Origin of the sequence: Fluviibacterium sp. S390 (assembly GCF_049800695.1) — a bacterium.
Lineage (GTDB): Bacteria > Pseudomonadota > Alphaproteobacteria > Rhodobacterales > Rhodobacteraceae > Meridianimarinicoccus.
Genome location: NZ_JBNAFN010000002.1, coordinates 23,334 through 41,645, shown reverse-complemented (window position 1 = coordinate 41,645; position 18,312 = coordinate 23,334). Strand labels below are relative to the sequence as shown.

Here is an 18,312-nt window from a genome sequence, read left to right as displayed (position 1 = left end):
AGCCGATGCGCCTGCTGCTTGGCCTGCTTCTGGCCAGTGTTGCTGCGGCCCCGGCTCTGGCCGATCCGGGCTGCGCGCCGGACCGGGTCGACCTGCGCGGACCCTGGGGGCAAGCCAGCTTTTCCGTCGAGGTTGCCGACGACCGTCAGGAACGCGCAACAGGGCTGATGCATCGCGAATCCCTGCCGCGGTCGGCCGGGATGCTGTTTGTCTATGAACACCCCCAGCGAGTGTCTTTCTGGATGCGCAACACCCTGATCCCGCTGGACATGATCTTTGTGGGGGACGATGGCCGGGTACGCCGCATCCACCAAAACGCCATCCCGCTGGATGAAACCGGTATTCCCGGCGGCGACGACATTTTTGCCGTGCTTGAAATCAACGGCGGTCTGAGCGGCGTCCTTGGGCTGGCCCCCGGAACCGAGATGCGCCATCCCGCCTTCGATCCTGCCACGGCGGCCTGGCCTTGCCCGTGATTTGGTCTTTTCATTTCTGACAACCGGCGATAAGCACTGCCGGTGTCGGGGCGTAGCGCAGCCTGGTAGCGCGACGGTTTTGGGTACCGTAGGTCGCAAGTTCGAATCTTGCCGTCCCGACCATTTTCCACGGCCCTGGCCGGTTGAGCATCGCGCTTGAACCTGCCAGACCGGGGAGGCACAGACCGCACCCCTTACGCGGTCCGGGCCCGAGTGGCGGAATGGTAGACGCAGGGGATTCAAAATCCCCCGCCGCAAGGCGTGCCGGTTCGAGTCCGGCCTCGGGTACCAAAGGTATCTTTCCCTATTGGCAAATCCTTTGAAGTTATCGCCTCCAGACGCCTACATTCCTTGTGTCGTGGGATTTCTCGAAAGCTCGCAATCTTCGGTTTGATCGACTATTGGCGCGCATTGTTCGAAATTTCGGGGGTCCGCACGCCGAGTCGGATGCTGCATCGCGGCACCACGCTTTGCCGGTGATGCAGGCCCTTGCGGGGCGCCGCTGTGGATCGTGGAAGAGACGCCGAAGGATCGGGCCAGAGGGTTCTATGGTTGCCGAAACAGCTTGATCGCGACCGGCGCGCAGGTGATCACAAGCACGAGGCGGAAGACATGGTGGAGGACGACATAGGTCAGGTCGGCACCGGCGATGATTGACAGCACGACCATTTCGCCCTGGCCGCCCGGCAGGAATGCCAGAAAGGCATCCAGTCCCGGGGCGATGCCAAGTATTGCGACGCCAGCGATGAAGACGCCGCTGACGGCGGCCAGAAGCAAACCGTTTGTGACAGCGGCAAGGAGCGTATGGCGCAGTTCCAGTAGCGACACACCCGCATAGCGCGCGCCCACACCAAGCCCGATGAAGAACTGCGCCGCCCAGACCATCTCGGCTGGCGGGCGATGCGTGATGAGCCCCAGAAGAGACAGGCACGCCGTAACAACAAGCGGGCCGATGATCGAGGCACCGAAGATGCCGAGGCGTTTTGCGATCAGCCAACCACCAAGTCCCGCAGCGACCATCAAGGCAATTTCCCGGGCCGGGATGTCACTGGCCGGCACGCCGGGGAGGGCGGACAGGTCCACGCCCCAGATCTGGCTGAGCGCAAACGGCGCAAGACTTACCAGCAGCAGAACCCGCGTCGCGTGAATAAGTGAAAGCACCCGCATGTTGGCCCCGGCCTCTTCACCGTAGACCACCATATCCTGAAAGCCGCCGGGCATGGCGCCGTAGTAGCTCGTCACCCGGTCGTAGCCGAAGACGGAATGCAGCAATGGGTAGGCGGTCAGCGCGATGATTCCGACGAAGAACGGAACCAGCGCAAGCGACCGCAACATGTCCGGAACCTGAGACACGACATCGGGTGAAATCGCCGATCCGGCGGCGACCCCCAGCACTGTCCGGAACATGGTGCCGATGACACCGGGCCCCTGCAACCGGGCGCCGAGCAGGGCGAAGCCAAGGCACGCGAACATCGGACCAAGCAGGAAGGGCAGCGGCAGGCCGGCCAGGGAAAAGACAGTGACGCCCAGGCCCGCAATCGCGAGCGTCGCCACCAGCGGGCGAAGGCGCGCCCCCCCAACCTTCAACTTGGACCGCCGCACGTTGCAGCACGCACCACTCGGCCGCGATCCGGTTCCACCCTCGTCATGACCGCGCGCTGGCCTGCTGGGCCCGCGTCGGGGCAGTTGCGCCACGCGCCTGCACCCGCTGTGCATCCCGGACCAGAGCGGCGAGGCGATAGAAGCCGTGGGCCATCTTGGTAAAAGGCGTCAGCAGGAAGAAGGTCAGCACAGCACCAAGGTGAAGGGCAAGCAGGAGTGGCATCATTCCGGTACCGCCCAGGACGTAGAGCGCAAGCCCGCTGACCGCGACCACGAACAGCAGCAGGACGAAACCCATCTCTCCACCCCATGCGGATGGGTCCCCTACATCGCGGTCGGCCGCAAGCTTGAGCCTTGCCATCCAGGCGGTGCCCCAGGCCAGCATCAGGCCACCGGGAATCCCAAGGAGCTTCGGCAGTGAAAAGATGCCGTAGGGTGCAGGCAGGTCGAAGACATAGTGCAGGGCAGTGCCCGCACTCGTGGCCGCGAAACAGAGCAGGAATCCGTACATCACCAACTGGTGGGCATAGCGTCGAGACTGAGAGAAACGGTCCTCTTCCTCGAAATTGCAGCCGTCGCCATGTCCAGCGGCAAGGTCTTTCATCTTTGCGACCATGCCGACTGCAGCGGTCACATGCGACAGGCGGACAGGTTCGCCGCCGACCGTGTTCCAGTAGCGGCGCAGGCTCAGGACAAGGCTAACCAGCGGAAACAGGAAGGCCGGGGCAAAGATGGCCACCATCGCATTGTGCGAGAGCGCGGCGTAGAAGCCGTCGCCCCCGGCCGAGCCGATCGCCCGCATCGCCAGGAACAGCAGCGCAAAGCCAAGAACGCAAGCGGCGGCAATCAATGTGCCGTTGGCCTGGAACACGCGCGCGACCGGGGCGGGCCAGGCATGGTTTTCCCAGCTTTCCCGACGGACCTCGGCCAGGGCCTTGGGGAGGTTCAGGTCAAATTCGTGCGGCGCGGTGTATTGGCAGGCGTAATAGCAGCCGCGGCAATTGTGGCAGAGATTGGCGAGCTGGGTAAGGTTCCCGTCGGAAAAGAAACGCTCCTGATGCAACGCCGGGAAAACCGAGCAATAGCCCTCGCAATAGCGACACGCGTTGCAGATTTCCGCCTGGCGGCGGGCTTCCTGAATAAGATCAAGCGACATGGTTCGAAGCTTCCCGTCCTGCGATGCGTCCGAAGACGGTTCCGATGGTCATGCCGAATCCTGCAAGATAGCCTTGGCCCAGGATCGAACCGGCCATTGTCTCTCCAGCCGCCCAAAGATTTCGGATCGGGCCATTGGCAGTAGAGCACTGGGCATTTTCGTCGACCTTCAGCCCGAGATAGGTGAAGGTCACGCCGGTCCGCAGCGAATAACCATAGAAGGGTGGCTCGGTGATCGGACGGGCCCAGTTGGTTTTCGGCGGCGCAATGCCGTGCGTCGCCACGCCGTCCAACTCCGTCGGATGGAAAGACGAGGTATCGCCGCAGGCGCTGTTGAAGTCCTCGACCGTCGCACGCAGCTTGTCCGGCGGCAGGCCCATCTGGACGGCCAGGTCTTCCAGCGTGTCCGCCTTGAGCGGCGGAAACACCGAAGGCATGAAGAGTTCCAGCGACTTCGCGTCGATGATCACATATCCCACCTGGTCGGGCTGATTGGCGACCAACCGACCCCAGATCGCATAGCGCTTCGGCCAGACATCCTCGCCCTCGTCATAGAACCGTTCGGCGTGCTTGTTGACGACGATGGAGAAGGGCACGCAGTCAATCCGGGTGACGATGCCGCCGTCGAATTTCGGCGCCCGGCCGTCGATGGCGACGGCGTGGCACTGGGTCGGATCACCGACCTGGCTTACCCCCTGGGCCAGCAGGTCTGCCAATACGACGCCCCGGTTGTAGGGCGTCCCGCGGATCAGGAAATTTTTGGCCGGTTTGCCCCATGCCCGGGTGAGCCAATCGGTGTCAGCCTGGAACCCGCCAGATGCCACGATCACCGCCTTGGGCTCGATCCGGTGATCCTGCCCGTCATGGGTGTATTCGACGCGTGTGACCCGGTCCCCTTTAAGTTCCAGATGGGTGACATGGGCCTCGTAGATCACGTCGACGCCGAGGCCTTCCGCGGTGCGGTAGTAGGCATTCACAAGGCCTTTTCCGCCGCCCATGAAGAAGGCATTGGTGCGCGCCAGGGACAGCGTGCCGGAAAGCGACGGCTGGAACCGCACTCCGTGCGCCTCCATCCATGGAAGGCATTCCTGGGACGTTTGGATGGCGAGGCGCGCGAGGTGTTCATCGGTCTTGCCCCCGGTCACCTTGAGCAGATCGGCGAAATACTCTTCCTCGCTGTAGTCCTCCACCAAGGGCCCGAGGGGTCCGGAATGCATGCAGCGGAAGTTGCGCGTGTGGCGCGAGTTGCCGCCCCGGTAGGCCTTGGGCGCGGTTTCAAGGATCAGCACCCGCGCGCCGGCCTCTGCCGCTGTCATGGCGGCGCAAAGCGCTGCGTTGCCGCCGCCGATCACCGCGATGTCATATTGGCTGGTCATGGTCTTTTCCCTTGCTGCGATCTGCCTAGCAGGCGCGTTTTAATTTGACCAATGACGGTTTTCGGTTGATTATTGCGTTATGCACATCAATTTCGATTTTGGCGATCTGGAGGCTTTTCTCGCGGTTCTGGAGAGCGGCTCTTTCCATACCGCGAGCACCGACCTTGGCCTGTCCCAGTCGGCCATCACGCGACGGATCCAGAAGCTTGAGACAGCGCTCGGGTCCGAGTTGTTCGAAAGGACAACCCGGGCGGTCAAACCGACGCTGGCGGCCAAGCGGCTGAAGGCGCGGGCGCAAGCCATCCTCGACGACGCGCGCGAGACCACGCTGGCGTTGCGCGATGAAAGCGTGGTGCTGGAATACCAGCGCAATGCGGTCGTGACCGTCGCCATCATTCCCACGGTCGTTGAGAGATTGTTGCCCAAAGCACTGCGCTGTTTTCGGGACGCGGGGAATGCCGCCCGGATCCGGTTTCTCGACATGGCCGCCACCGAAGTCGCCCAGGCGGTTGCGCAGGGGGACGCGGATTTCGGGATCTGCTCGGTTCCGGTCGGAGAGCCGGGTTCCGCCTTCGAGCCGCTGTTCGACGAACCGATGGTGCTGGCCCTTCCGGCGGGACACATCCTGGGGGAAGCCGAAAAGATCGGCTGGAAGGATCTTGCGCACCAGTCGCTGATCGTGCCGGCGCGGGGTACCGGCAACCGGATGCTCATTGACGACGCCATGGCACGGGCACGGTTGGGCCACTTCTGGACCTATGAGGTCCAGCGCACCAGCACGATGCTGGAACTGGTCTCGGCCGGGAGCGGGATCGGCATCCTTCCGCAATCGGCCATGACCGAAGGATACGTGGATCGCATCGTCATTCGTCATTTGCCGGCGCCGGGGATCGTACGGCCGGTCGGGCTGCTGACCCGCATCGGGCAGGCCGACAGGCCGGCCGTGGTTGCATTCCGACATGCGGTGCGAATTGCCGAGGGTCTGGATCAGCCGCGCTGAGCATCCCAGACCTCGGGGTTGACCATGTGGATCGGCGTTTTTTCAGCATAGGCGTTGATCTGGTCGAAGATGTCGGCAAACTGCAGATCGAATTCGTCCTCGGTCACAAAGCCGATATGCGGCGTCGCAATCAGGCGGGGATGGGCAAGGAGCGGATCCTTGGGATCGGTCAGCGGTTCGCTGTCGAACACATCGATCGCAGCCGTGCCCGGGCGCCCCTTGTCGAGCGCCGCCTTCAGCGCACCCGGTGCGATCAGCCCGGCGCGCGAGCTGTTGACGAAGACCGCATCGGAACGCATTGCCGCGAAATCCGCAGCCGTGAGGATCCCCCGTGTTTCGGGCTTCAGCCGGACATGCACCGAGACCACGTCGCAGGACCCAAAAAAGGCCTCGCGGCTGTCTGCAATCATCTCGCCATCGGCGCGCGCCCTGGCACGCCCCGCGTCCGAAGACCACCAGACAACATCCATCCCGAAGGCCCGCGCATATCCTGCCACCGCCCGCGCGATACGACCGTAACCATAGAGCCCGATCCGCCGCCCGCGCAGCGTCTTCCCCACGCCCATCTGCCATGTCCCGGCCTTGACCGAAGCCACCTGTGCCGGGATTTGACGCATCGCCGCCAGGATCAAGGCCCAGGTCAACTCAGCAGCTGCATAAGAGGGTGTGCCCGCATGCATGTTGGAACAGAGCAGCACGTTGTTGTCGGTGCAGGCCGGGACATCCACGTGCGGGTAGACGCTGCGCTGGCTGATCAGCCGCAGATGGGGCAGGCGCTCCAACAGCGCGCGGGTGATCTTGGTACGCTCGCGAAACAGCACCAAAGCCTCGGCCCCGGACAGCCTTGAAGCCAAGGTGTCGATATCCTCGACATGATCTGTCCAGACGGTGACATCATGGCCATCCAGTTTGCGGAAACAGGGCAGGGCCCGCAGCGTATCGAACCAATCGTCGAGAATATGAACTTTCATCGATCCCTTGCCCTTCAATGCAGCGACGAAAGCGCGCCGGTGACATCGGTATAGTGCAGCCGATCGTCCAGCCCGAGGTCGCCAGACAGCACATCGAACTTCCCACGAATGTCGTCAATGATCTCGGCCTTGGCCGCCGCAATGATCTCGCACGCTTTTGCCGGCATCCAGGCGGCATGGCTGTCGTCTGTTTCATGGCCGGAATGGGCGACAAGGGCGGTCATATGCGCGCCTTTGGCCCTGGTAGTGTGAGCGGAATAGCGCAACGCGGTCTCGGCACTGGACAAGCCATTGAAGGCAAAGAGGATATTCCGGGTGTTCATGCGTCAACCTCCGGTCCCGCCCAGACCGCGCGGGGAACATAGACCTGGCCGTCGGCCAGCTTGCGGGCGGTCCGGACAAGACCGGCCGCGTTCAGGGTGAACCCGCCGTCGCTTGAAAAATCGACCAGTACCTCGATCGTGCCGGAAGGATGTTCGATGACCACATCTGCAGGGCCGTCGGTGGGGCGGTCCAGCATCCCGTCAGCCACGGTACCGGGCGTCAGCGCGCTTGAGGCGATACATTGCGCCCCGGTCACCGCCATGGTCGGGTGGGTCTTCCAGGGCATGAAATACCGGGCTGCAATGGTGCCGCCTTTACGGGCCGGGGCCAGAATGGCGAATTTCGGCGTGACGGATTGCGACACGTCGCCCATGCCCATCGCAGAGCCGGCCTTCCGCCGGATTGCCTCCATCCGGTCAAAGAACGCGCGGTTTTCGTCAAGCTCCTCGGCGCTCTCGTATCCCGTCAGCCCGAAATCGGCCGCACGGGCCAGGACCACGGGCATGGCGACATCCATGCAAGTCACCGTGAGACCGTCAAATGCGTCGCGCAGGTTTCCGGTCGGCAGAAAGGCCCCGGTCGCCGAGCCGACGACGCCCATGAAGGTCAGTTGCACAGGGGAGGAGACACCGGGCACGCCCGCAATCTCGGTATCGCCTTCATAGGAGAGGCGCCCACCCGGCGTGCGCACCCTTGCCACCACGCGCGCGCCCGTGTTGGTTGCGCGAATGCGGATCTCGGTCACGTCCTCGGCCGGATCGACAAGTCCCATCTCGATGGCGGCCGGACCTACCCCCGAGAGGATATTGCCGCAGGTGGGTTTGAAATCGACCATCTGATCCTCGACCGACACCTGAGCAAAGAAATAGTCGATATCGGCCCAGTCATCCTTGGATTGCGACAGCATGGCGACCTTGGTGGTCACCGCCGCACCGCCCCCGATTCCGTCGATGTTGAGCGCATGACCCGAACCGACCGCAGCAATCAGCACCTTTGCGAGCATCTCGCGATCTTCGGGAAGATCCTCGCGGCGGAAGTAGGGTCCACGGGACGTGCCACCACGCATGAAGATATAGGGTATACCTGTCTGGGTCATGGGTCACTCCCCTCCCAGCGGCCAGGGAAGCGGGACATAGTGCTGCAACAGCCCCGGCGGGAAATCGCGGTTCAGGACGCCGGCCATCAGGCACATGAAGGCAATGCCACAGGCGGTCAGGATCAGGGTCTTGCCCCAACCGGCACCCGCGCGGACCCGCAAAAAGGTGATCAGGAACCCAAGCAGCGCGATGATGAAGCCAACGAAGAAGGTGCCGACGATCAGCGAACCAAACCAGGCCAGCGTGGACCACAGGCCATAGGGTGCGTCCGCATCTTCTCCGGCCACTTCCTTATCCGCAAAGATGGCGTCTCTTTCCGGGCGGCGGATCATCTGGACCAACAGGATCAGGCAGCAACCCAGCGCGAAGGATCCGATGACCATCGGGATGATCTTGTCGGTCATGTTGTAGTCCGGGATCATGTTGGCGTTGATCAACGCCACCAGCAGGTAGCCTGCAATGATCAGAAGGAAGACCATCGGAGCTCGCTTGGTTCCAGACTGAACATCGCCTTCCGCCATGATGTTTTTCGCCTGACGCAGGCCCAGAACGACCGACACCACGGTGATGATGATCAGGATGATCACGATCGGGCTGAAGATATAGTCGATGCCCTCTTCAAAGCTTTTACGGAACCGGAAGGATGCGATCTGGAACGCCTGGTTGGTAAACTGTTCCACCGGGTTCGACAGCACGAAGCCGATCAGGAAGGCCGGGCGCGACCAGTCGAACCGGCGCAGGAAAATCCCGATCAGACCAATGACGAACAGGGCGAGCAAATCCTCGAAATTCTGACCGGACTGGAATGCCGCGAAGCTGATCAGCATGAACAGGAACGGCGCGAGGTAGGTGAAGCGGATTGTCGTCATCCGGGCGATCCCACCCGAAAGCGCGATGCAGAGGATCGTCCCCACCACATTTGCCAGAGCCAGCAGCCAGACGATGGAATAGGTGATGTCAAGGTTGTCCTTGAGCATCGCCGGACCAACCTCGATCTCGCCCGATCCAAGCAGGGCGACGGCGCCAATGAAGATCGCCATGGACCCGGATCCGGGAATGCCGAAAAGCAGCGTCGGAACAAGACCGCCGCCTTCCTTGGCGTTGTTCGAGCTTTCCGGCCCGATCACGCCGCGCACTTCGCCCTTGCCGAAATTGGATTTGTCTTTCGTGGTCTGGACGGAGTGGCCATAGGCGATCCAGTCGACCACGGACCCTCCGAGACCGGGGATGATGCCGACGACGACACCGATGATGGAACAGCGGACCGAGAGCCAGATGTTGGCGAACCAGTCGCGCACACCGTCCAGCCAGCCCCCGCCCAGTTCCGCACCCTTGGCGATGGAACGGTCCTGACGCAGCAAGGAAACGATTTCGGGGATGGCAAAGATGCCCAGGCCGACGATCACAAGCTTCAGGCCGTCCGTCAGATACGGAATGTCGTAGCTTGCCATGCGCAGGCTGCCACCGGCGTCAGCCTCGCCGATTGTGCCGATCATCAGGCCAAGCCCTGCGGCCGCAAGCCCCTTGAGCGCGAAACGCCCTGCAAGCACCGCGACCATGGACAGGCCAAGGATGGTGACCATCAGCATTTCCGGCAGACCGAACTCAAGCACGATGGGCCGCGCAACCAGAATGAAGACCGTCAGGAACGCCGCCCCGACGAGGCCACCGAACAGCGAGGATGCGAAAGCGGCCGACAGCGCACGGGCGGCCTGGCCGTTCTTGGCCATCGGGAATCCGTCAAGCACCGTGGCTTGTGAGGCTGAAGAGCCCGGGATTCCCATGAGCACCGAGGCAAAGGTGTCGGAGGTGGGAACAACGGCCACCATTCCAATCATCAGCGCCAGCCCCAGGATGGGGTCCATGCCGAACATGAAAGGCAGCAGCAGCGAGAGCCCGGCAATGCCACCAAGACCGGGGAATACGCCAACCGCAAGGCCCATGACGACACCAAGCACAAGATAGCCCAGGACCATGGGTTGCAGGATGAGCCCCCACGCTTCACCGAGCGCAGGTAGGGCGTTCGCGAAAATCTCCATGGAGCCGCTTTCTGTATGTGGAATGGAAATGGGGAAGCCGACGCCGGTCGGACAGGTCCGGCCGGCGTCGCGCAGCAGAGGGTCTTACTTGAGCGTCACGCCGTAGTCTTCGGCGAGCCAGTTGACGATGTAGGCCTTCGCATCGTCGGATACCGAAATCGCGGTTTCCAACGCCTTTTGTGCATCAGGGCCCACGAAGACGGGGTATTCGCCGACCCGCTTGGCCGAGATTTCGGCGAAGTCGGCGCGCGCGATGACCTCGTTGAAGGCGGCGGTGTACGTGTCAACGACATCCTGCGGCGTGTCACCGGGCAGGAAGGCAAGCTTCTGGACGGGGAAGCCCGAGATGAAGAAGGCCTTCCAGGCGTCCCATGTCTCGCCGGACGTTTCGCATCCGTCGGTCGCCTCACAGACTTCCTTGAAAGTGGCGATGTCCGGGAAAGTCGGGTCGCGGACGATATTGCCATCTGCATCCAGCGCGCCCCAGGTCATCATCGGGACGGCCTTGCCATCGTTGACCATCGCCATCGATCCGCCGATATAGCTTGACGAGGTCTGGTAGTCGATGTTGGCTTCGCCACGTTCGAACATCAGCCGGCCGTCGCCGCGCCCCTTGATGCCGAACACAGGTTCGACGTTCATGCCAAGCATCTTCCAGGCCAGCAGCGGCACGATATCCAGGCGTGTCGCCCCCTGCGATCCGAAGATGAAGTTGGTGTCCTTCAGGGCGTTTGCGGATCCATCGAAATTGGCGCCATCTTCCGGATTCAGGTAGGCCACGCCGCCCGTGCCCGAGGCCATGACCGGGATCCAGTCCTTGTATTCATAACGCACGCGCGGATCGTTCAGCAGGTAGGGAAACTGGGTTGAACCGGACGTGCCAAAGAGCAGCGTTCCGTCCTTGTGCTTTTCGTTCTGAAACCAGTTGGCGCCCTTGGTGGACCCTGCGCCGGGCATGAATTTCACCACAACGGTCGGGTTGCCCGGCAGCGCCTCGGAGAGGAGCGGGCCGAAGAAATTCGCCCATTTGGCCGATCCGCCGGTTTCCGAGAAGGGGATGACCCATTCGATGGTCTTGCCGGAAAAGTCCACTTCGGCGGCAGCCGGAGCGGAGAGTGCAGCGGCTGCAACCATTCCAAGAACGACGCGGCGAGTGAAAGCAAATTGGGTCATTGGTGTCCTCCGATGTGACCAGTCAACCGCGGTGGTGTTCCTCTCACCACCGGGCTCATTAGAGATTCGGGATTTGATTCCCGCTTCAATGGGGTCAAAATGAGGGGCCAAGCTTGCGCGAAGCTTGTGGGAGGGAAAATGCGTATCGTGATCGTGGAAGACAACGAGGCGTTGGCGAATGCCATCGCCTACCGGCTGCGCGACCGCGGCCATTCCGCGGACGTGATCCACAATGGAAACGACGCAGACACATTTCTGGCACAACAAGGGGCCGACCTTGTCGTGCTTGACATCAATTTGCCGGGCCGGAGTGGGCTGGAGGTTCTCAGGGGCCTGCGCGCGCGGGGCGAAGGGGTTCCGGTGATCCTGCTGACCGCCCGCACCGAAACCTCCGACCGGGTGGCCGGGCTTGACCTGGGCGCTGACGACTACCTGGTGAAACCGTTCGAAATGGACGAACTGGAGGCCCGGATCCGCGCCCTGTCGCGACGCCGGAACCTGGACTATGGCGCCCGTGAAAGCATTGGCGGGTTGGAGTTTGACCGCACGGCCCGGCAAGTGATGGCAGATAGCGAGGTCCTGGAGATCCCGCGCCGGGAACTGGCGACATTCGAATGCCTGCTGGAGCGCCGTGGCCGTCTGGTTTCGAAGGCGCATTTGACAGACCATGTCTACGGGGTTGGCGCCGACGTGGACGACCGGGCAATCGAACCGCATGTTTCCCGCCTGCGCCGTCGGCTGGCCGGGCACGGCGTGTCCATCAAGACCGCGCGCGGGTTGGGCTACATGCTTGACGTTGAAGGCTGATGCGCGGCACGCTCTCCTTGCGGCAACGGCTTTTTGCGCTGATCCTGACGCCGCTCGTGCTCATGGCCGTGCTGCTGGTGTTTTGGCGCTACACGGTAGCCCATGACACTGCCTCGGAACTGTTCGACCGGACGCTGCTGTCGACCGGCCTTGCGATTTCCCGCGATGTAGCGATCTCCCAGGGCGACGCGTTGCTGCCCTCGACCCGGGATCTGATCACGGATGTTTCGGGCGGAGAGGTCTTCTATCACGCCACTGGCCCGGACGGAATCTACGTCGCGGGGTACGCCTATCCGCCAACCGGCGGGTCCGTGGACGGGAACAACTATCGCCCGGTCTTCTTTGCGGCGACCTATCGCGGCGAGCCCGTTCGCGTCCTTCGTCTGAGCGAGCGCCAGACAATAGGCAATCTTGAAGGTGATGCCACAGTGACGGTCTGGCAGCGCATTGCCGATCGCAATGCTTTTGCCTACCAACTGGCACTGCGGGCCGTTGCGCTGATTGTCGCGCTTCTGGCGACGCTTGCGCTTGTGGTCTGGTTCGGGGTCAGGGTCGGGTTGCGGCCTCTGGTCGATCTTGAGGATGCCATTGCCGCCCGCTCTCCAAACGATCTCAGCACGATCAAGCGCGCTGTTCCTGACGAAACCCGTGGAATCGTGGAGACGCTGAACCGATTGTTTCAGAAGGTCGAGGCAAACATCTCGGAACACCAGGTCTTCATTTCCAATGCAGCGCATCAGTTGCGAAACCCGACCGCCGCAGTGCAGTCGATGGCCGAGGCCGCCCGCGATGCGATGAGTGATGACGAGCGGCGGCAACGGCTGGATGAGCTTGTGCTTGCTGCGCATTCCGCGGCGCGGGTGACCGAACAGCTCCTCTCGCTGGACCGGTTGCAGAACGGCGATGGGGAAGATGCCTTGGAAAATTTCGACCTCGGCGCCCTTGTTGAACAGACCTGCGCGGATCTGGCGCCGGCGATTCTCGGTTCGGGTCTCGAGTTCGAATTGAAACCGGCCGGCACGCCGCTTCCGGTTTGTGCCGACCGGTTCTTTGTGTCGGAAGCATTGAAGAACCTGATCGACAACGCCCAGAAACACGGCGGGGTCAGCCTTTCCCGGATTGCCGTCCAGACAGGGCGTGAAGGCGCATTGGCAACCGTCAAGGTTGAGGACGATGGTCGTGGCCTGTCGCCGGAAGCGGCACAATCCGTCTTTGACCGCTTTTCGCAGATCGAGCCTTCGAACGGCAGCGGCTTGGGACTGGCAATCGCATTGTCTATTGCTGTTCGCCACGGTGGAACGCTGGGCATCAATCCGTCGCAGACCGGCGCTAGCCTGACGTTCGCGCTGCCGATTGCCAATGCCCAAGCACCGGGATGACTTCGGTTGAATTCAAGACAAAGCGCGGTCTCGCGCATCGGCTGCCGGTTCCATCATGCCGCCAATGTCGGTGTTGCTTGGCAAGCGGTGTCGCGGATCGGGGGGCGGCCTTCTGTCTGGCTGGCCAGTACGGTCCGGGACAATCTTCTTGAAGTTGCAGACTGGCGGGTCTGGAAACGGACCTGCACCACCAAGACGTGCAATCTGTTGTCCATGTACCACTTCCCCCTGGGGCCGACGGTTGACGGTATCGAATTGCAATGCGTCGCGGACAGGTCCATCTCACCATTGAGACAGAAACGGGCGCACAAGAGGCGCCATGACGCGGGCAAAGGGCTGGACTTTGACGCCTGTGCGGGGGAACCTCGCGCAAGTCTTCGTGGAGTGTTCTATGACCAACAGCAAAGCCCCCTGGCACCATTGGCCTGTCGCCATCGCGGCCCTGATTTTCTATGGTCTTGCCGTCCTCGACTATGTCGCGGTCAAGCTTGGGATCGCGGCTTATCTCAACTTCTACAGCGCCGAGTTGCTGCAATTCGTTCGCGATTTGCCCCTGTGGCTGAGCGTGCTTTGGGCCGTCACGGTCTGGAGCGGCCTTGCCGGTGCCTGGCTGCTCTATCGCCGCAATCGCTGGTCGGTGCTGCTGCTGTTCACGGGCTTTGCCTGCATGACCTTCCTGACCGTGTGGTGGAGCCTGTTTACCCGGCCCACGCTCATGGGTCTGGCCGGATTTACCGGACTGTACCTGATGGCAGGCTCCAGTGCCCTGGCGTTCCTGTTCTATGTTTACGGACGTTGGGAACGGACCGTGAAAAAGCTCTGATCAACACGAAATGGGTTTGCGGAGGGGCCGGCATTTCACACAATGCCGGCCCTTTCGTTTTGGCGCGGCTTTGGCCTAGTCTGGGACCACGGCGCGACGGGGAGGGGATGACGCATGGTCTATGAAGAGGAATACTTCGGCACCCCCGCGCAGGTCGGTTTGATGCGGCGCAGTGCCGATCTTTGGCGTCTGTTGTCATCGGATCCCCGCTTTGCAAGCTATGGCCGACTGGTGGCGTTAAGTAAGCCTGTCGCGGACACGGCCGAATTGCTGATCAGCCTGGCACGGTTGCAGGGCGCCGGGGTGTGCTACTACTTACCCAAGACGGAGTGCGATGCGTTGTTTTCCCAGGTGCAAGCCCTGGGTTTCGGCACCGACCGTCACGAGCATTTCCGCGGTGGCAAGAGGGCCTATGCGGCCAGCCGTGCCGTACTGGCCAAGCACGAGATGCCTGCCGATCTGAGCCTGTGCCGGCTGGACCGGGCAAGCGACACGAAGGTGGTGGCGGATGTCGCGGCACTTTGCCAAGACTGCGGTCTCATGCCGGTTCCGGGCAGCGTGATGCGCGGGGTAGCACGGCGCGGCTTGACGCTGGCCGCACTGGACCCGACGGGCGCGCCGGTGGCCACGGCTTCGGCTTTCGGCCTGCATCATCCCGACGCGCTGCACGCGGGGGACGTGTTCTGGGGGATGTTGGCCACACGGCCAGACCGGCGCGGCCAGAAGATCGCCTTGCTGCTGGGGGCGATGGCCCTATGCCACATGTGGGAAGTCGAGGGCGCGCGCGGGTTCATCACCGGGGTACGCGCCGATAACGCGTCATCAAAGCGCCTCTGCAACCGGCTGGGGGTCGAGGAGACGGCATGGGTCTACGCGCAATGCCTTGACCGGGCGTTGCTGGGCACCGGGCGCGTGACCAAATAGCGTCCCAGCACCCCACCGCCCGGCAAGGCAAAGGCAAAGGCAGGCCTGCAGATGGCCGGGGCAGGCTCAGCGTTCCGGCAGCAACCCGCGCGGGCTGAACCGCAGCACCACCAGCAGCAGCAGCCCCATGGTCAGAAGCCGCATGTAGGCCGCGCCATCAAGCAGATGCTCTTTCAGCGGGCTGCCATCGGTCAGCGGGCTGGTGACCACCTGCAGGAACACCTGTCCCAGCGGCTCGACCTGCACCCACAGGAACCAGACAAGGAACCCGCCCAGAACTGCGCCGAAATTGTTGCCCGAGCCGCCGATGATCACCATCACCCAGATCAGGAAGGTATAGCGCAGCGGCTGATAGGTGGCCGGGGTCAACTGGCCGTCCAGCGTGGTCATCATCGCCCCCGCCAGACCGCAAACCGCCGAACCCAGAACGAAGATCTGCAGGTGCCGCTTCTTGATGTTCTTGCCCATGGCCGCCGCCGCCACCTCGTTGTCGCGGATGGCGCGCATCATCCGGCCCCAGGGCGACCGCAGGGCCAATTGCGCCAGCACCAGCAGCAGGATCAGGACGACGGTGAAATACAGGCTGTAGCCCGCCTTGACGTACAGGGTCGAGGCGGTCACCGGATCCAGACCATAGCCCGTGGCGGCCTCGACAAAGCCGGGATCGTTTTGCAGATCGACTTCATAGGGCATCGGGCGGGGCAGGCCATTGACGTTCTTGACGCCGCGGCTCAGCCAGTCCTCGTTCTTCATCACAGCGATGATGATTTCCGAGATCCCCAGCGTGGCAATGGCGAGATAGTCAGAGCGCAGCCCCAGCGCCGTCTTGCCGATCAGCCAGGCCGCCCCGGCCGCCAGCGCCATGCCCACGGGCCAGGAGAACACCACCGGCAGACCGGCGCCGCCAAGGTAACCTTCAAGGGTCGGGTTCACTGCCTCGATCGCGGCGCGGGCCGGATCGAACAACTGCCGGTACACGATGTAGCCAACGACCAGAACCGCCGTCATGACCAGCGCCCGCTTGCGGCCGGGCGTGACGGTCTTCCAAGCGAAGATGGCCGCGACGATGGCCCCCGCGCCCACGGCCAGCGCCAGCAGCATCCGCGCCCCGCCCGCCGCCCAGGCAGCACTCACAGGTGGCATCGAGGTCAGCACCACGGCCAGACCGCCCAGGGCAACAAAGCCCATGATGCCGACGTTGAAGAGACCGGCGAACCCCCATTGCAGGTTCACCCCCAGCGCCATGATCGCCGAAATCAGCCCCATGTTCAGGATCAGAAGGGCCGAGTTCCAGCTTTGCAAAAACCCGGTGGCCAGGATGAGGCCTGCCACCAGCAGGAACAGGAGCGTGCCACGCATTGTCTGGCTCATGTGTTTTTCCCCGCAAACAGCCCCGTGGGCTTGAACAACAGCACGATCACAAGGATCGCGAAGCTGACCGCGAATTTGTAATCGGTGGCCAGAAGCTGGACGAGACCCGAGGGCTCCATCCCTTCCGGCACCAGGTATCCGATCACCCGCTTGAAGGCATAGGTCAGCGTCACCTCGGAAAAGGCGATGACGAAGCCGCCGGCGATCGCGCCCAGCGGATTGCCCAGACCACCGACGATGGCCGCGGCGAAGACCGGCAGCAGCAGGTGGAAATAGGTGAAGGGCTTGAAGCTTTTATCAAGGCCGTAAAGCACGCCCGCGATGGTCGCCAGCGCCGCCACGATCACCCAGGTTACCGCCACCACCCGTTCGGGGTTGATGCCGGACAGCAGCGCCAGATCCTCATTGTCGGAATAGGCGCGCATGGATTTGCCCATGCGGGTGCGGTTCAGGAACCAGAACAGCGCCGCCACGGTCAGGATCGCCGTGACCACGGTGATGCCCTGCGTGGTCTTGATCGCCAGCCCTTCGGCCAGGCCGGTCATTTCCTTGAAGGTGCGGGACGAGATGATGAAGCGTTCGCCATCGGTGAAACGCTGATCGTCGGGGCCGATGATGAAGCGCACCAGCCCGTTCATCACGAACATCACGCCGACCGATACGATCAGCAGCATCACCGGTTCCACCTTTTGCTTGCGGTAGAACTGGTAAACAAACCGATCGGTGGCAAGCACCAGCACGGCGGTGGCGGCAATGCCCACGGGCAGGGCCAGCAAGGCCGTCGGCAGCGGATCGATCGACACCCCGGCAGCCTGGAGCGCCCAGGTCACGAAGATGGTGATCATCGCCCCGAAAGCCATGGTGTCACCATGGGCGATATTGGTGAACCGCAGTATCGCGAAGATCAGCGTCACGCCAAGCGCTCCAAGCGCCAGCTGGCTGCCATAGGCGATGCCCGGCACCAGCACGAAGTTGGCCAGAACGATAAAGGCGTTGAGGAAGTCGGTCATTTTGCCTCGCAATGCCCGTGATAAGAGACCACGGCCGGGCCGTCTGTCAGATGCAGGGTATAGCGGGCGCTGCCGTCTGCGCCCCAACTGAGGATCTGGGCGGTGGTGGCGGTCCGGGTGGTCCAGACCAGCGAGGTGCTGTCATGCCCCTCGACATTGCCCGAAAAGGTTTCCGCCGGCGTGCGCACCACGGCTTCGGTTGGGCTGTCGCCCTTGCCGACGCGCAGGTTGAAGTTGGCCTCGTTGCAGGCCTCGGCCTCATAGCACTCCAGGGTAAAGACACATTCGACCTCGACGCTTTGTGCGGCGGCCAGACCGGGAGCCAGGGCAAGGCTTGCAGCGACAAGGGCAGGGCGGAAAGGAAAGACTGTCATGGGGTGGTCTCCTCTGACGCGGGCAGGCGGATGCAGGTGCCGGTGCGGCTCAGCATACCCACGGCCTCGCCGGGGCTGGAGACGACCAGCGATGCACGCCCGTCTTCGGCCATGTCCAGGATCTGGGTGCGCAACCCGTGGTCGCGATCCGGTTCGGTTTGATAGCTGGTCCAGACACCTTCGCGCAGGATGCGGGCCGGCCGCAGCTGACCTTCGCCCAGATCCAGCAGGGCCAGCGCGTCGTCCACCACCTGAATCGCAACCTGCGCCCGGCTGTCGAAACAAGGGCGGCGGTCGATGCAGGCCTCGGTGAAGGTGCAGGTCATGCGGGTGCCGACAGGCGGAAACTCCGCCCCCGACACCGATGGCGTGCCCGCAAGCGCGCCTGCTGCAATGACAACTCCCATGCCG

Annotated in this window: 18 protein-coding genes and 2 tRNA genes; 8 read left to right on the top strand and 12 right to left on the bottom strand. The window is 62.9% G+C overall.

All coding sequences use genetic code 11. The features are described 5' to 3' along the window. The first annotated feature begins 5 nt into the window (after positions 1 to 5). From ACP15K_RS02205 to ACP15K_RS02195, 3 genes are all read left to right on the top strand, one after another. Positions 6 to 476, top strand: a complete 471-nt coding sequence (locus ACP15K_RS02205; RefSeq protein ID WP_193142132.1) for a DUF192 domain-containing protein — start codon at positions 6 to 8, stop codon at positions 474 to 476. 46 nt (positions 477 to 522) lie between these two features. Continuing rightward, a tRNA-Pro gene (locus ACP15K_RS02200) sits at positions 523 to 599 on the top strand. A gap of 84 nt (positions 600 to 683) precedes the next feature. Next, positions 684 to 767, top strand: a tRNA-Leu gene (locus ACP15K_RS02195). A 255-nt stretch (positions 768 to 1,022) separates the two neighbouring features. On the opposite strand, the gene ACP15K_RS02190 is transcribed toward ACP15K_RS02195, so the two are convergent. The 3 genes from ACP15K_RS02190 to tcuA all read right to left on the bottom strand — a co-directional run bounded on the left by ACP15K_RS02190 (position 1,023) and on the right by tcuA (position 4,609). Beyond that, positions 1,023 to 2,030 carry an AbrB family transcriptional regulator gene (locus tag ACP15K_RS02190; RefSeq protein WP_424989682.1) on the bottom strand — a complete coding sequence of 336 codons (1,008 nt, stop codon included), beginning with the start codon at positions 2,028 to 2,030 and terminating at the stop codon, positions 1,023 to 1,025. A gap of 91 nt (positions 2,031 to 2,121) precedes the next feature. Continuing rightward, positions 2,122 to 3,234 (bottom strand): tricarballylate utilization 4Fe-4S protein TcuB, encoded by a 1,113-nt coding sequence (gene tcuB / locus ACP15K_RS02185; protein WP_193142130.1) that lies wholly within the window; start codon positions 3,232 to 3,234, stop codon positions 2,122 to 2,124. Beyond that, positions 3,224 to 4,609, bottom strand: coding sequence for an FAD-dependent tricarballylate dehydrogenase TcuA (gene tcuA / locus ACP15K_RS02180; protein ID WP_424989681.1), 1,386 nt, complete (start codon positions 4,607 to 4,609; stop codon positions 3,224 to 3,226). The genes tcuB and tcuA overlap by 11 nt, the downstream gene beginning before the upstream one ends. Before the next feature lie 79 nt (positions 4,610 to 4,688). On the opposite strand from tcuA, the gene ACP15K_RS02175 reads away from it, so the two are divergent. Next, entirely contained in the window at positions 4,689 to 5,609 is a 921-nt protein-coding gene (locus tag ACP15K_RS02175; RefSeq protein ID WP_424989680.1) for a LysR family transcriptional regulator, read from the top strand. Here ACP15K_RS02175 and ACP15K_RS02170 read toward each other — a convergent pair. From ACP15K_RS02170 to ACP15K_RS02150, 5 genes are all read right to left on the bottom strand, one after another. Further along, the gene (locus ACP15K_RS02170; RefSeq protein WP_424989679.1) at positions 5,597 to 6,580 is read right to left on the bottom strand and encodes a D-2-hydroxyacid dehydrogenase family protein; all 984 of its coding nucleotides are present in this window, start codon (positions 6,578 to 6,580) and stop codon (positions 5,597 to 5,599) included. The two genes, ACP15K_RS02175 and ACP15K_RS02170, sit on opposite strands and share 13 nt — an antisense overlap. A gap of 14 nt (positions 6,581 to 6,594) precedes the next feature. Continuing rightward, a complete protein-coding gene (locus ACP15K_RS02165; protein WP_193142118.1) occupies positions 6,595 to 6,903 on the bottom strand; it encodes a hypothetical protein in 309 nt (102 codons plus the stop codon). Next, positions 6,900 to 8,000, bottom strand: a complete 1,101-nt coding sequence (locus tag ACP15K_RS02160; RefSeq protein ID WP_193142116.1) for a 4-oxalomesaconate tautomerase — start codon at positions 7,998 to 8,000, stop codon at positions 6,900 to 6,902. The genes ACP15K_RS02165 and ACP15K_RS02160 overlap by 4 nt, the downstream gene beginning before the upstream one ends. Before the next feature lie 3 nt (positions 8,001 to 8,003). Continuing rightward, positions 8,004 to 10,040, bottom strand: coding sequence for a tripartite tricarboxylate transporter permease (locus ACP15K_RS02155; protein WP_424989678.1), 2,037 nt, complete (start codon positions 10,038 to 10,040; stop codon positions 8,004 to 8,006). Positions 10,041 to 10,124: 84 nt separating this feature from the next. Next, positions 10,125 to 11,213, bottom strand: coding sequence for a tricarboxylate transporter (locus tag ACP15K_RS02150; protein ID WP_424989677.1), 1,089 nt, complete (start codon positions 11,211 to 11,213; stop codon positions 10,125 to 10,127). Between the two features lie 138 nt (positions 11,214 to 11,351). Here ACP15K_RS02150 and ACP15K_RS02145 point away from each other — a divergent pair, with 138 nt between their 5' ends. From ACP15K_RS02145 to ACP15K_RS02130, 4 genes are all read left to right on the top strand, one after another. Next, on the top strand, positions 11,352 to 12,020 hold the full coding sequence (locus tag ACP15K_RS02145; protein ID WP_424989676.1) for a response regulator transcription factor: 669 nt from the start codon (positions 11,352 to 11,354) through the stop codon (positions 12,018 to 12,020). Next, the gene (locus ACP15K_RS02140) at positions 12,020 to 13,399 is read left to right on the top strand and encodes a sensor histidine kinase (protein ID WP_424989675.1); all 1,380 of its coding nucleotides are present in this window, start codon (positions 12,020 to 12,022) and stop codon (positions 13,397 to 13,399) included. Before ACP15K_RS02145 ends, ACP15K_RS02140 begins: the two co-directional genes overlap by 1 nt. 391 nt (positions 13,400 to 13,790) lie before the next feature. After that, on the top strand, positions 13,791 to 14,222 hold the full coding sequence (locus ACP15K_RS02135) for a hypothetical protein (protein ID WP_193142108.1): 432 nt from the start codon (positions 13,791 to 13,793) through the stop codon (positions 14,220 to 14,222). A gap of 114 nt (positions 14,223 to 14,336) precedes the next feature. Beyond that, positions 14,337 to 15,146 (top strand): hypothetical protein, encoded by an 810-nt coding sequence (locus ACP15K_RS02130; protein ID WP_424989674.1) that lies wholly within the window; start codon positions 14,337 to 14,339, stop codon positions 15,144 to 15,146. A gap of 66 nt (positions 15,147 to 15,212) precedes the next feature. Here the strand turns inward: ACP15K_RS02130 and ACP15K_RS02125 are convergent, their stop codons facing one another. Genes ACP15K_RS02125 through ACP15K_RS02110 form a run of 4 tightly spaced genes read right to left on the bottom strand, consistent with a single transcriptional unit; the run spans position 15,213 to position 18,308 of the window. After that, positions 15,213 to 16,517, bottom strand: a complete 1,305-nt coding sequence (locus ACP15K_RS02125; RefSeq protein ID WP_424989673.1) for a branched-chain amino acid ABC transporter permease — start codon at positions 16,515 to 16,517, stop codon at positions 15,213 to 15,215. Further along, positions 16,514 to 17,527, bottom strand: a complete 1,014-nt coding sequence (locus ACP15K_RS02120; RefSeq protein ID WP_193142103.1) for a branched-chain amino acid ABC transporter permease — start codon at positions 17,525 to 17,527, stop codon at positions 16,514 to 16,516. The genes ACP15K_RS02125 and ACP15K_RS02120 overlap by 4 nt, the downstream gene beginning before the upstream one ends. Continuing rightward, positions 17,524 to 17,901, bottom strand: a complete 378-nt coding sequence (locus tag ACP15K_RS02115; RefSeq protein WP_193142101.1) for a hypothetical protein — start codon at positions 17,899 to 17,901, stop codon at positions 17,524 to 17,526. Before ACP15K_RS02115 ends, ACP15K_RS02120 begins: the two co-directional genes overlap by 4 nt. After that, positions 17,898 to 18,308 (bottom strand): hypothetical protein, encoded by a 411-nt coding sequence (locus ACP15K_RS02110; RefSeq protein ID WP_193142099.1) that lies wholly within the window; start codon positions 18,306 to 18,308, stop codon positions 17,898 to 17,900. Before ACP15K_RS02110 ends, ACP15K_RS02115 begins: the two co-directional genes overlap by 4 nt. Positions 18,309 to 18,312: the final 4 nt, after the last annotated feature.